14 protein-coding genes are annotated in these 13,516 nt (G+C 54.5%); all 14 read right to left on the reverse strand.

The window, feature by feature from the left end:
- Nucleotides 1–29: 29 nt before the first annotated feature.
- Complete coding sequence (locus CEE36_01455) at nucleotides 30–947, reverse strand: hypothetical protein (protein ID TKJ44436.1); 918 nt, start codon at nucleotides 945–947, stop codon at nucleotides 30–32.
- 65 nt (nucleotides 948–1,012) lie between these two features.
- Nucleotides 1,013–3,019, reverse strand: coding sequence for a hypothetical protein (locus CEE36_01460; GenBank protein TKJ44437.1), 2,007 nt, complete (start codon nucleotides 3,017–3,019; stop codon nucleotides 1,013–1,015).
- 287 nt (nucleotides 3,020–3,306) lie between these two features.
- Entirely contained in the window at nucleotides 3,307–3,927 is a 621-nt protein-coding gene (locus tag CEE36_01465; GenBank protein TKJ44438.1) for a hypothetical protein, read from the reverse strand.
- A gap of 8 nt (nucleotides 3,928–3,935) precedes the next feature.
- The gene (locus CEE36_01470; protein ID TKJ44439.1) at nucleotides 3,936–4,358 is read right to left on the reverse strand and encodes a hypothetical protein; all 423 of its coding nucleotides are present in this window, start codon (nucleotides 4,356–4,358) and stop codon (nucleotides 3,936–3,938) included.
- Complete coding sequence (locus tag CEE36_01475; GenBank protein TKJ44440.1) at nucleotides 4,355–4,789, reverse strand: hypothetical protein; 435 nt, start codon at nucleotides 4,787–4,789, stop codon at nucleotides 4,355–4,357. The genes CEE36_01470 and CEE36_01475 overlap by 4 nt, the downstream gene beginning before the upstream one ends.
- A 13-nt stretch (nucleotides 4,790–4,802) precedes the next feature.
- Nucleotides 4,803–5,423 (reverse strand): flagellar motor protein MotA, encoded by a 621-nt coding sequence (locus CEE36_01480; GenBank protein TKJ44441.1) that lies wholly within the window; start codon nucleotides 5,421–5,423, stop codon nucleotides 4,803–4,805.
- A gap of 106 nt (nucleotides 5,424–5,529) precedes the next feature.
- Nucleotides 5,530–8,148 (reverse strand): hypothetical protein, encoded by a 2,619-nt coding sequence (locus tag CEE36_01485; GenBank protein TKJ44442.1) that lies wholly within the window; start codon nucleotides 8,146–8,148, stop codon nucleotides 5,530–5,532.
- Nucleotides 8,145–9,062, reverse strand: coding sequence for a hypothetical protein (locus CEE36_01490; GenBank protein TKJ44443.1), 918 nt, complete (start codon nucleotides 9,060–9,062; stop codon nucleotides 8,145–8,147). The genes CEE36_01485 and CEE36_01490 overlap by 4 nt, the downstream gene beginning before the upstream one ends.
- Nucleotides 9,053–9,592 carry a ribosomal-protein-alanine N-acetyltransferase gene (gene rimI / locus CEE36_01495; GenBank protein TKJ44444.1) on the reverse strand — a complete coding sequence of 180 codons (540 nt, stop codon included), beginning with the start codon at nucleotides 9,590–9,592 and terminating at the stop codon, nucleotides 9,053–9,055. The genes CEE36_01490 and rimI overlap by 10 nt, the downstream gene beginning before the upstream one ends.
- On the reverse strand, nucleotides 9,522–10,331 hold the full coding sequence (tsaB, locus tag CEE36_01500) for a tRNA (adenosine(37)-N6)-threonylcarbamoyltransferase complex dimerization subunit type 1 TsaB (protein ID TKJ44445.1): 810 nt from the start codon (nucleotides 10,329–10,331) through the stop codon (nucleotides 9,522–9,524). Before tsaB ends, rimI begins: the two co-directional genes overlap by 71 nt.
- On the reverse strand, nucleotides 10,208–10,648 hold the full coding sequence (locus tag CEE36_01505; protein ID TKJ44446.1) for a tRNA (adenosine(37)-N6)-threonylcarbamoyltransferase complex ATPase subunit type 1 TsaE: 441 nt from the start codon (nucleotides 10,646–10,648) through the stop codon (nucleotides 10,208–10,210). The genes tsaB and CEE36_01505 overlap by 124 nt, the downstream gene beginning before the upstream one ends.
- A complete protein-coding gene (locus CEE36_01510; protein ID TKJ44447.1) occupies nucleotides 10,629–11,426 on the reverse strand; it encodes a pantothenate kinase in 798 nt (265 codons plus the stop codon). The genes CEE36_01505 and CEE36_01510 overlap by 20 nt, the downstream gene beginning before the upstream one ends.
- Entirely contained in the window at nucleotides 11,423–12,154 is a 732-nt protein-coding gene (locus tag CEE36_01515; GenBank protein TKJ44448.1) for a biotin--[acetyl-CoA-carboxylase] ligase, read from the reverse strand. The genes CEE36_01510 and CEE36_01515 overlap by 4 nt, the downstream gene beginning before the upstream one ends.
- Nucleotides 12,129–13,331 carry a hypothetical protein gene (locus CEE36_01520; protein ID TKJ44449.1) on the reverse strand — a complete coding sequence of 401 codons (1,203 nt, stop codon included), beginning with the start codon at nucleotides 13,329–13,331 and terminating at the stop codon, nucleotides 12,129–12,131. Before CEE36_01520 ends, CEE36_01515 begins: the two co-directional genes overlap by 26 nt.
- Between the last annotated feature and the right edge of the window lie 185 nt (nucleotides 13,332–13,516).

Genomic DNA, 13,516 nt, shown 5'->3' on the forward strand with positions numbered 1-13,516 from the left:
CACCTTGTAAGCCTACGAAAACAAAAGGCTCAATCAACGATTACTGGAATACCCCACAGGACGCTGGACCACTCATCTGAGGCGTAAACAAAGCTCCACAGACCGATCCCTATGATATAAAAGCGGGACTTGCCTTTACTAGTGAAGGAAACACTTGCTCCAGGTTCATGAATTATCCAGTTGCCTTTATCGTCTGCAAGGTAGATAAGCAGGGTGTCATCACCGGAAACGAAAACCTCCTCCACGCTCACGCTCTCGCCTGAGGAGATGTGTATAAGGTCTTCTGGTTCAAAAAGTCCCCTCATACCATAGGCACCTTCTTCGGCAGAAGATATAACGGTAAGGCCGCCGCCGGGATAGGCGAGGACGAGGCTGTCGAAAGAAGGAGCGGTGGCAACCTCTGGTGTTGATCCCATGATCCCCCCTGAGTACTTGAGGAGCCTCCAAGTGGCATCGCCTCCCAGAGAGTCGAAGAATACATCACCACGCGAAGAGTAACGAAGCATCTTATAGATGTTGGTATCCGCGGCCAGAGCACTGTCGCTGCCGCGCTCGAATAAAGAATCCACCTTTAGCTCAACACTACCCTTTAAGGTATCAACAACATACGCGGTGATAGTGGTATCTATTCCAAGATCAAACGTATAAGCATACACCGAGTTGGTTATCGAGAAAGAGAACCCTGAAACCAGATAACGCACAGATGAGGTGTCGTGGCGAATAACCTCCAGGGTCTCTTCAGTGACAGCCACCCCTATCTTGCCCTCAGGCAGATGGTTCTTGGAGGATAGGAATCCCTGCTGTGGTTCTAAAAGATCCACTACATCGAGGCTGTCCTGGTAACTCCAGCGCCATACCTCGGGCTCATCATCCTTCTTACAGGCAACAGGTAGCCATACCAGACACAAAAGGAGAATCACAAGTGAGAGGTATCTCTTCATAAGCAACTATTAAGTTATAGCGGGGGAGAGCCTGAGACTCTCCCCCTGAGTCTGTTAATGTCTAAGCTCAACTAGTGAACGACAACTACTCGACCGCTCGCGGTATGTGCAGGCGTGACGAAGTAGTAGAAGTAGACACCGGCAGCCACCGCTGACGCGTCCCAGGTAAGCATGCGAGTATCATCGAGCCTGCCATCGAATAGGGTCTCAACCAGTTTGCCGGCAACATCGTAGATCTTTAGTGAGGCATGAGTGCCAGGTGCGCTTACGCTGAAGACCACGGAGCCCGAGATCGGATGCTGACCCACAACCTCGACAACAGGGACGTTGTTAGGATTAGGATCCTCCTTCACGTGACTAATAATAGTATCTGGGCCGTCGCCTACATACACCTTCATAGCGGGATCGTTGCTGCCCAGATACATCACCGGGTTTTTGAGAGCCACACCATAAGCAGGCCCTGACTGGACAACAGACCCGGAGAAGAGGTCGTGGATGTAGGTTACGTGGAGGATGCTATCTGAACCTATCCAGGGGTATGCACTGTGATACTCCTCACTCTCACAATCACCAGGTCTAGCACCAGGGCTGGGTGTGTTGGTAAGGTTGGTGATGAACGCAAACACATTACCACGTTCTCGGAGGTCTTGTTCGGTCCAATCAGCGACCGGCCCCCAGGTGGCTCCGCCGTCGGTTGAGATAGCCGCATAGATATCGGCGTTGATGGTTAGGCCCCCGCTTAGGTCAAGTGAATCCCACTGACCTGTCCAGGTGAAGACCATGTCGTCGCCCGAGCCTATAGCGGCAAGCTGCGGGTTCCAGCAACCGAGTCCAGGGTAGAAATAGTCGGCGAACTGGGCGATACCCCAGAAGTGTCCTTCCCAGAGAAAATGAATGGTATCTCCATCCGGGTCACGAGGGACTAACATAGAGCAGGGACTAGATGCAATCGTAACCTCCTTGTGTGCTTCGCTCCAGTGAGCCATTCTCATGTACACGCGAACGTTGGAACCGATCCAAACAGCCGTGTCGCCTTCTATCCAATGGGAGCGCCACCCTTCTCCGAAGCCGATGTGAAGATTGCCGGCCCCATCGTAAGCACAATCAATACTCCTGGTGATAGCCGCAAGAAGAACGGTGTCCCGGCTGTCCGGCGCCTCATCCTCATAGAGGCCATCAGTAACCTTGACAGGAGCGCTCCAGCTTGCACCGTTATTTGTAGACTCGACGTAATACACATGTCCGATGGCAGCCCTGTGCAAGTCGGTTCTACCCTTGAAGGGAAGACCGGACACCCATGCTATTGCCACCTTGCCGTCCGCCGATACCGCCATGGCAGCGTCGCTGGCGGAGTTCTGGGTGATAACCTGCCAGGGGGAGAAGGTCTGCCCGCCGTCCGTAGAACGAGAGTAGTAGAGATAGTGAACATTGTCAGGGGGGTGGTAAGGATCAGCCGGAGAGATGTGAGCAGTCACGTGGATGATACCGTCGTTGGAAACAACGATGTGCGGCCAGATAGGCTGCTCAGGAACGGTGATGAGATCAACATCAACCGGTGAGCTGAATGCACCTAACCCGGGGTCAGCATCCACTACAACGGCTGATTGATGCGTAACTCCATCCGGACTGTGATGGAAAGCGATCACGGCCTCGCCGTCGGGAAGCACACCCATAGTGGTGTAGCCTGCACGGGGCTCACCGGATGCCTTCACGCCGTCCGGCCAGTAGTCAGGGAAACTACCGGTCTCCACTTTCCACACATTGTAGTAGATGTCACGCTCGACAAAGGTCTCGTCTTCTGAGTGCATCCAGCAGATCTGAGCGTTTCCATCGGCGTCAACGGCGATACGGTTGCCCATCGCACCGTTCTGCTGATAGTCGTAGGTGGTAACACCGCCCTGGTCGCCTTCGACAAAAGGCATAGCTGTGCTGGACAAGACAGGAGTTATCGGACCGTCCCTGAGGGGCACGAGCGGGCAAGCTTGAAGTTCCACCCCTTCCGGCACCGGGATAGGACCGAGCACCGCAAAGGCGGCTACAGCAAACACCCCTGTTAACACTATGAGCTTTTTAAGCATTTATGTCCTCCTTGGCTATATAGGCTGATTTACCTCGTGGTTTTTGCAACCACTTCTTTTACTGAACCGGGATGCGTTGCGCGAAAACCTGCTATAGGAGGTCTCTTCCCGCAATGCAATCTCTTCAATCTTAACCTCCACACACTCTTCTTGAGAGTGCAGTCTTCACATTCAACTTAACCATCCGCCTGGCTCTCTGCAACGTATCCCTTATTATCGTTACCACTGGCCCTAATGCCGTCTCAGCCTCCAGTTTATCCCTTCAATCTGATTACCACGCCTGAGCTTCACTCATTCAGTCTGAAGTTGAAGGGTATGTTAACCCATACTCGCACCGGCTTGCCACGTTGTTCGGCCGGAGAGAACGTCCAGCTGCGAGCTGCATTCATAGCGGCCTGATTAAGGATATTGAAGCCGGAACTCTTAACGAGCCTGGTATCAATCACCTTGCCGTCGATGTCAACGAGAGCTTCAACTATAGCCTGTCCTTCCATCTCAGCTACTCGTGCCTTCTCAGGGTAGGCGGGCTTGGGCGAGTATAGGGGCTGTGGTTTCTTCTCGACCTTCCAGAAGGCCACCACTGGGATCTCGACCGATTCCTCGGGCCTGGTGTAGATCTCTGCAAACTCGGTTTCTGCCATCGTCGCGGCCTCTACCTCTTCCTCAGACTCCGCCTCAATAGGCATGGCCGGCTTTTCTTCGGGAGGAGGCTCGATGAGATTCTCAACCTCCAGCTTGATATCCTCGGCGATGATCGCGCGCTTCTGGCTGGTCTGGTAGGGCTTAACGTTCATACTTCTCGGGGCAAGCGCAAACAATGCGATGTTTATAAGCAAAGCTCCTATAATACCCAACCGCATGTAGATCGGGTAGGATTGCTTCATATCCGCTACTGGCTTCTTGGCCATCTTTACTCCTACAACTCCTCGAACTGTGTTGCGAAGGTCAGCTTGAGCGCTTTGACCTCCTTCATCTTCTCGATAAGTTCGCTAATCTGTCCGTAGCGAGCATTCTCGTCCACGCGCAGCAACACAACGAGGTCCGGCTTCTCGGCAAGTATCTGGAGCAGCTTGTTGCCGAAGGCCTTTACAGGGGTTTCGGCAGGCATGAGCTTATCCTGAATCGAGATACGTCCTTCTCTGTCGATCCAAACGTTGAGCGTATTGCGGCGCAAACGGATCCTCTGGGTGGCCTCGGCCTTGGGCAGTATAAGCTTGAGTCCTTGCTCGGTGCTGAACACGGTCGTCACCATGAAGAAGAGGATTAGAAGAAACGCGATATCAGACATCGAAGCGGTGGGGATCACGGCTCCACCCCGCGATCGCCTGGCCAGCTTCATTCACCGCCTCCTTCAAAGAAAGGAATAAGACTGATACGTTTGGCATCCGCCATCTTAACCTCGTCCAGCACGTCTATCATCACCGAGTAAGGGGCCAGCGGCGAGATCTTGATCGCAACAGAGACCGAGTCGTGGGTACGCTCAAGCGCCGCCTCAACCGCGCCTCTTATATCGGCAATCCTGTACTCGTGCAGGGCGCCGTCCTCCTCTTCCACAAGGACCTTGCCACCAGGTGATACGAGAATCTGCATGATGTTGCGACTTGCGATCTTTACCTCTTCGCCCTTCTCTGGCAGAAGCATAGTGAGTCCCTTCTCCCTGGCAAAGATCGTAACCGTCATAAAGAAGATGATCAAAAGGAAGGCGATGTCAGCCATCGATGCCGTAGGAATGTCTGCGTGGGTTTTCTTGCTCTTGCCAAGAGATATCATCCTAGACCCCTTCTTAACCCTTCAGGATCCCCTTCTCAAGCAGATAATCCACAAGCGAACTGGCCGCCTGCTCCATATCACGAGAGTAACGGTCTATCATCGAGGTAAAAAGGGTGTGAAAAAGCACCATGGGTGCGGCAATAAGCAAACCGGTAGCGGTGGTGATAAGCGCCTCGGAGATACCAGTTGCCACGATGGTGGGTTCAACCTCACCCGCCGTCGCGACAGCCGCGAACGCCTTGATCATACCCGTAACGGTGCCGAGAAACCCCAGGATCGGACCCAAAGTAGATGCCATGGCGATCCACAACATCCCACGATCCAGGAAGCCAAGCTCTACAGCACCCGCAGCTGCAATAGCTTCCTCGACAAATTCACGTCCCAGCTTGACCTTGGCCAATCCGGCGCCAAGTATCTTGGCAACCGGCTGGGGTGTAGAATCGCACAGCTCGCGTCCTGCCTCTACACCGCCTGAATCCACAGCAGCGGTAAGTTGGTCAATAAACTTCATGGGGTTCAGACGTGCCTTGATGAGAAGGGTAATGAACCGTTCTATGATGAAGGTGAGCCCGATTAGAAATACTGCAAGCAGACCCCACATCATCGGACCGCCCTTTTGGAAGAGTTCGATCATTGAGCCTCCTTTGAACTGAGTATAGTCATGAGGCCAACGTTGTCAAGACTTCAAAGTGCCTTTTGCCGCGGTATCCTCAGCGTCTGGGGAGGCGTGAGAAAACACCCTACACAAGCCCCAGCATCTGTAAAAGAAACCGGGAGGGCCTTGTGGGTTGGCGAAACCGGCGGGCGGGCATAGAGACATAAAGCTCATCCAGACAACGCGTTATAGCCACGTAGCACAGACGCCTCTCCTCTTCTAAAGCATCTGGATCAGCAAGGCTGCGGGTAAGGGGCAGGAGACCCTCCAGCAAACCCGTAAGGAACACCACCTTGAACTCAAGCCCCTTGGCGGAGTGAATGGATAAGAGCTTGACCGCGTCCCTTGACCACTGGGCAAGCTCCAGATCCTCAAGGAGTGCAACGTGATCGAGGAACAGCCCCAGCTCCCCTTTGCCGAACCTGGATGAGGCTTCCTTTAACTCCTCAAGCGCCTCGCTTGCCGCTTGCGAAGAAAAACACCTTTTGGTTACCTTTGCGTTTCTAATGAACTCAAGCAGATCGGTTGGAGTTACCTCATCTGCCCGCTTTGACCACTCGGCAAGACCTTCAAAAAACTGCTCGATCGAACGGCGCGACCGGCTCTTGGCCTGAGGGGAGAGTTTCAAGATACCCTCCTCTACTATTAGAGGGTTGGTCTCGGGTTTGAGGGAAAGAAGCCACTGCCAGGATGGGATGGAAGGACTAAAGGAGCGCTCGCGCATAAAGGCAAGGATTGCGAGCAGGTTACAGACCTCCTCGCGCTCGTAGAAAGGCTCTGAGCCTATAACGCTGTAGGGGATGGGCTCCGAGGAAAGTGCCTCCTCGAACGCCCGCGAGTAGGAGTTGATGCGGTAAAGCACCCCGAAGTCGGAGGGCAGGTAACCCTTCTCTTGCATGAGGCCTTTGATACGCTCGACAACGAAGCGCGCCTCATCTGCTACTCCCCTAGACTTGTAGAGCTCGAAGTGCCCCGCGTTCTTTGCAAGGGAAAGATGCGGAACCCCTGATGAATCCTGTGAGTGCGCCATCAGGTTTCCTGCTACTTTGATGAATTCTGTACCCATCCTGAAGGAAGCGTTAAGTTTGTGTCGCTCGATTGGGGCAAAAACCCTTTTTGCCGCTTCTATCAACCGGGGATCGGCACCCCGCCAGGCGTAGATGGACTGGGTGGCGTCGCCTGTAAGAAAGAGTCCGGTATCCGGCCCGCATACGAGGCGCAGGAGCTTGAACTGCAAAGGATGCAGATCCTGCAGCTCGTCTGCTAGTATATGGAGGAACTTAGAGCGCCACTGGTCTCGAATCTGGGAATCTTGCTCAAGCAGCTGGACGGTTTTAATCAATAGATCGTCGAAATCCACCGCCTCCTTTTGCTTTTTGGCCTCCTCGTAGTCCTGCCAGAAATCACGAATCTGCTTATCTGACGGTGTCCGGGCAGGGTAGTCCTTAAGGGTCTTGCCTGCGAGTCTGAGGTTGGCAAGACTATCGGCAAGTGCTCTTGCCCGGTTCCTTCCCCATTTCTTGCTAATAATATGTAGAATTTCACTGGGATTTGCCACCTTGAACTCAGGCGAAAGATCAAGCCGCCATCCCTCGATGCGCAGGAGGCGCCAGCCGAACGAGTGGACGGTCTCGATCCAGACATCTGGCAGGCCACTGCCCAAGAGCCTCTCCAGCCGCCTACGCATCTCCTCAGCAGCCCTGCGGGAGAAGGCAAGAAAAAGAAGCTTGTCCGGAGAGATGCTTTGTTTTGTGAGATAATAGGCCCGGTGAACCAGCAATGTTGTCTTTCCCGTGCCTGCCGCACCTACCACCAGTAACCGATTCTCGGCTGATTCAACGATATCGCGCTGCTCAGCGGTGAGTGTTATTCCCTCAACCAGGGATTGTTTTGCGGATACGCCGGAAGGGACGGCTCTATGTCCACGAGCTTCCAAAGCCTTGAGGACCTCGGCTGCGGTCTGCGGCCTTGCCTGGGCGTCCTTTGCCAAAAGAGAGAGGATTGTGCCGGTGATCGTTTTGGGGATCTGGGGCCGCAGGCGTACCGGATCGGTGGGGGCTTCATTCATAAGCTTCGCCCGGATCTCCTCGTAGTGCTCACCCTGAAATGGGAGGACACCAGTAAGCATCTCATACAGGATGACCCCCACGCTCCACAGATCTGAGGAAGGCAGGAATCTACCTGACCATGCTTCAGGGGACATGTAGAAAGGGGTACCTGCCACCGACGCGGCAAGCGACCCTTTCTTAAGAAACCGGGCCAGACCGAAGTCCGCGACCTTGACCTCTGCGTCCTCTGTAAGAAGTATGTTCTCCGGCTTGAGGTCGCGGTGGATAACGCCCTTTGCATGTGCATAGTCCAGTGCGGAAAGCACCTGCCTTGTGATACGCAACGCGTCGGCGATATCAAGACGACCCTGGTCCAACTTATCCCGCAGACTCGAACCCTGAACAAACTCCGTCACCAGCACGAACTGACCCTCGATGCGGTCTACCGAGTAGAAGCGAACGACGTTCGGATGAGAAAGACCTGCAAGCAGTCGTGCCTCATCCTTGAGCATCTGGATATCTGAAGGGCGCATGCGCGAGACCTTGAGCGCGAAATCCATTCCAAGGATGGTGTCATGCGCAAGATAGACGTCCCCGAACTGACCTCCCCCGAGCCAGCGAAGGATGCGATACTTGCCAAGGGTCTGTCTGATCAATTTACTGCAGGGAAGAAGGAGGCCTGAAGGATGTTATCCTTATCGACCAGGGCACGGCCCACCAATCTTCGGTCCTCAAAGCGCCAGTCCTGGCCAAGGGACACGCCGGGGTAAGTGGACGGTTCAAGGCTCGAGATTCGACCAAGAAACCTTTCCAGTTCCCTTCGGGCGGGTGGTGACCCTACCGAACGGCGTTCAAGCGCATCCAGCGCGTAGCCGCGAAGGAGCCGAGGGGTGAGCCTTTTGAAGAGATCAGAGTCAGCGGCATACTCAAAACCAAGGATCTCCTTACCTGCGGCAACGATCATACCCTGTGCGTTGGAGAGTTCGCGGGGATCAACCATGTAGCGATCGGTCTCACAGGCAAGGGTGGTTGCAAGATCGTGGAGCGAGGAGGTGGCGGAAGAGACCTCAAGGGAAGTGAGCTTGCGTGTGACCTCGTCCCAGATAAGTCGCTGGGGTGCGCGGAAGCTTTTGCCTGACCGCAGGGATTCGTTTACCCCCCGGCAGATGATGGAGCGCAGCCTGGGATGGGTGCTACTGAAGGAACCCTCGAAGGAACTGGAGCCGCCCCAGCGGCCCTCCTCTATACACGCCACCGGTACAGGGACAGAGGTTCGAGCGTCGATAAGTGCAGCGGTGGTAGTCACCCTTGTCTGCTGGGCGCCGAAGATCTCCTCGCCGTCGAGCAGGAACAGGGGTTCCGAACCCTGGTTGTCAAGGATAACCTCCTCGACGGTGGGAACCTCCAACTCGCTTACGCTGACCGTACCCGCATCCATGGCTTCGGAGAAAGTGGCAAGATTGATCTTGATGCCGCCGCCATTGGATAATGGGTAGACGGTCAGGTTCCGAACGAACAAAGGATCGTCTATCTTTAGCTTTGCCAAGCTCTCAGAAAGAGTCACGGGCATTCTTGCCTCCCTAAGGATTTAAAAGATTCTTCGATCACGGCTCCCATCTCGTACGCGTCAAAGCCGTCCTCGTAGTAATGCGAGCGCTTACGAAATATCTTAAAACCGGCTTTCTGGTATAAACGAATCGCCGCCAGATTGGTGGTGCGAACCTCAAGATAGGCCCACTCGCATCCGGCGTCAAGCCCACGCTCAAGGATCGCGCGAAGAAGCATCCTTCCTTTTCCCTGCCTGCGGGCCTCAGGCGCGACCGCCAGATTCACTATGTGAAGGATGGGTATCTCATCGCTCTCGACCCTGGCAGATGCATAACCTTGAATAACGTCGTCAACGTCAAGCACAAGACAGACGGCGTTTTCCAACCCGCATAACTCCTTAATCATCCCCTTCGACCACGGCGCTTTGAAGGACACATTCTCAATCTCACAGACTCGTTCAAGGTCAAGCGCCTGCATGGCTCTAAGGTTTAGGCTTCTTTGCATCGGGCATTCGCAGGTAGAAGGGTTCAAGATCAGATGGGTCGCAGGCATCTTCCCGCCGCTGCCAGGCAAGCAGGGCAAGGGCCGAAGGGGTGGGAGCGATCTGAGGATTTTCAGGCATGCGAAGACGTTTGCCAAGGGACGCTCTTAAAGACTCTTCGTATTTCAGGCTGGCAGGACCGAAAACCGTAACAGGCTCTGTGTGCACAGGGCTTCCCGCAAGAGAAGCTATGAACGCTGGATCAACGATCACCGGCTCACTGACTCTCTTCGATCCCCTGTAGAGTGCTGTAAAGACCTCGTTCTTGTAGGCGTCGAGCACGGGCAAACGAAACTCGGTTTCGTTTTCGACGGGCAGGCTCGCGTTGAGCACGTCGAGCGTCATAACGGAAACGATCTTTAAGGAATGAGCGAAGGCTATTCCTTTGGCCACAAGCAAGCCTATACGCAGGGCGGTAAAGGAACCCGGGCCGATCGAGACCCCGAGCACAGACAGGTCAGCAAAATCCTTAGCTGTCTGATCCATGACTCCCTGGATCAACCCGGAGAGCACCTCGTTGTGCCTGGACCGGCTCTCAACACTCCGCTCGGCAAGGATCTTGCAGCCCCGGGCCAACGCCACCCCTGTCCAGATAGAGGATGTCTCGATTGCCAACACCAGATCGTTCACTCGAGCCTCTTCTGGATAGGGCCGGTGATGGTTATCCGACGATGGAGAGGATTGTCGGGAACGAACACCATCTCGACTCGACTCAGCGTACCTGGCAGCCAGCCAGCGTGTTCTGACCACTCCACAAGCATCACGCCATCTTCGTTATAGATCTCCTCAAGGTGCAGGCCGTCCACACCTGCCTGATTGAGGCGGTAAAGATCAACGTGCTTGATCTCGAAATCAGCCTGATAGCTACGCACCAGAACAAAGGATGGGCTCTGCACCCTTTGATCTACACCCAGTCCCTTGATGATTCCCTGGATCATGGTGGTCTTTCCTGAGCCGAGCTCCCCCTTTAAGGCAAGCACGTCTCCGGCCTGGATACTCTGGGCTATGCGTTTGCCGAGCTTATAGGTCTCTGCAGGGCTCCTGGTCTCAAGCTTGATCAATCTCATCCATCCTGTGTGGTTGATTTTCGCCCTCCCCTCTATTCAAACGGTAGAGATGAAGACATCCCTTAAGGGTAAGGTCGCGGTCCACGATCTCTATGGCGTTTGCAAACGGGGCAAAGCGATCGGCCAGGCCGCCGGTAGCTATAAAGGTAAAGTCTATCTTTGTTTCTCTTCTGACCGCGGCCCGCACCGCCTCAATTAGCCCTACCGTCAGAAGATAAGAACCGGACTGCAGGCACTCCTCGGTTGAGCGTCCAACGTAGCGGTCAGGCTTTTCAGGCTTGATCTCAAAAAGCTGCGGGGCTTTGGATATGAGATTATGCAGACTGGCTTCAAGACCGGGCGCAATGATACCACCAAGATACTCCCCCTTGCTTGTGACGAAATCTATGGTGGTTGCCGTACCAAAATCCACTATGGCCACGTCCTTGCCGTACTCGAAGTAAGCCCCCACCGCGTTGGCGATACGGTCAGCACCAAGATTGGAAAGGTTGCGGTAAAGGATGGTTATACCGGTATTAACATAGGGTGTAACCACCAGAGGATTCCCCAGGTTGAACCGGCTGCGAAACATCTCAACGAATCGCTCGGTAAGTTCAGGCACCACCGAGCAGATCACCGCGCCCCTGGGCTCCTGGATCCCCAGGGTTTTGAACTCTATAAATATCTCATCCGGTGTGTGCTCAGGATGAGTGGCCAGACGCACAGCCGAGGTTAAGCCAGCGCCCTCGGCTGTAGCTACCTTGGTGAAGGAGTTGCCTATATCAACAAGGACTATCATCTCGCCTCAAGAAGGTGCTGTGCCGGAACGGTGAAGAGCTCACCCTCAGAGCCCTGAACCAACGCCTCGCCTGAGGGTCCAAGATCAAGAAGACGGCCGGTGTATGTTCTGTTATCCCGGATAACCTTGACCGGCTGATCGGCCTCCAGGAGAACCCGGCGAATGGAGGGTTGAAAGAATCGAAATCCATGCTCGGCAAGCTCATCCATCGCCTTAAGTATAAGAGAGACTGTATCTATAAGCAAGGCTTCCAGATCGAACTCCGCACCTGCAAGCATACGCAGCGAGATCGCAGAGGAGGCTAGGCTTCCTTCAAACCCCTGCTGGTTAACGTTTACCCCCACCCCGATCCCCAGACGATCGTCCCATCCCTCAACCACAATACCGGCAAGCTTTTTCTCTTCCGCGTAGAGATCGTTGGGCCACTTTAACTGAAGACTTAACACCTTGGATGAGACTTCCTTCCACAACGCGTATGCGCATACCAAGGGCACCGCCCAGTCCTCCTTTTGTCTCTGGACTACCAGGGTAAAGTAGAGCCCTCCCCTATCCGATTGCCAGCGTCGTCCCAACCTGCCCTTGCCAGCGCTCTGCTCTAAAGCACAAACAAGATAAGGCGGCGACGCCTGGGATGCACGAGCCGCGTCCTGGGTAGAGGTAACCTCCTCGCGGAACTCTACATGGGAAAGACCCAAGGCCTTGCTAATCCTTGCTGCGTCCATGATCATCGAAAAAGGCCAAAGGCATATATATGGAGACGTAGGTGTGGTTGTGCGGATACTCAAACGTTCCTCTGGGGAAGTTGTCCATCTCGATCCCTTCCTTGATTGTAAACATAAAACCGGACCGGAACCGCATCTCAAGATTCAAAAGCAGCCTGGACTGGGTGAGGCTGCCGCTGTAAGGCTCGGTGATCAGGTTGTGGTTGTTGTAGATGTAGCGCCACGAGCGCTGATACCCTGCCTCGAAAACAACAAATGTCCATGGATTCCAGCTCATCAGTGCCGTAAGGACGTGGTAGTCGCGGCGGTAAGATACCGAATCCATATCACGGTTCATCCTCCAGATCTGATGGGTGCATGAAAGCTCAAGCCGCTCGGTAGGGGAGAATGATACGAAGGGCTTCAGGTAGCGGTCTATTAGCGTGTCGGCCGTCAGGACCCCCTGAGCATGCCAGCGGGTCTCGGTGCGGTCGAGATGCCAGGCAAACCGCGTGCCTACCCACAGGTCATTAAGAGGCTGTAGCTCAATCCTTCCCCACGCCGAGCTCTGATCCCGATCTCGTTCCCACTCGTATAAGGCGCTGTCAGGCCAGCAAAGCCTCTGTTGAGAACGGGTGCCCAGCTCGGCATGCAGACGCAGACGCATCCACCCAAGCTCGCCTCTCGCGTCAACCTCGAACCTGTAAGGGATCTGTATGAAGGAGTCATTCTTAGGGCCAGCAGGGGTATACATAAGACTTACGTTATGATCGAAACCCTGAGCTATCGCGTAAACGGCCACCCAGTCGGTAAAATCCCTGCGCCAGGCAAGACCTATACCCGCCTCGTCCTCCTTCTTGAAATACGAAGGAACCGCCACCAGGTGCAGATAGAAATCGCGCGCTACACGCATCGCAGGCTCAAACCGGTGCTGGGTTATGGAAGTCTCGTAGTCACGAAGCATGAAAAAACGATAACGCAAACTGAAAGGACCGGCTAAAGTGGCCTCCGCCCTGGCTTCGTAGATCTGGTACCAATGTCTCATGTCGTGGCACCCCTGAGAGGTCCGCAATCCAAAGGGTGTGGTCTCGTATGCCTTCTCCCAGTAGCGCGAGAACGCCGCTATGTTCATGTCCATCCCGTAGTAGGTGGATTCGTCCTCAGGCTGGACGAACGCCAGAATCCCAAGCAGGATAACGCTCATAAGAGGACTTTAGCCGCAGGGATTAAAATGTCAAGTCCAGTGAACCGACCGCCTCTCCCAGTCATCAGCATATCTATCTCACTGGAAGGCGATCTGCTGTCTTGACCGCGAAAGAGAGTTTATCGTCGGGTTGTCTGATGAATCCTTCAGAGGCTATGGTCGGGTTTACTCTGTCGGCGACTATG

Source organism: candidate division TA06 bacterium B3_TA06, from assembly GCA_005223075.1.
In the GTDB taxonomy this organism is placed as follows: Bacteria; Hydrothermota; Tepidihabitantia; order B3-TA06; family B3-TA06; genus B3-TA06.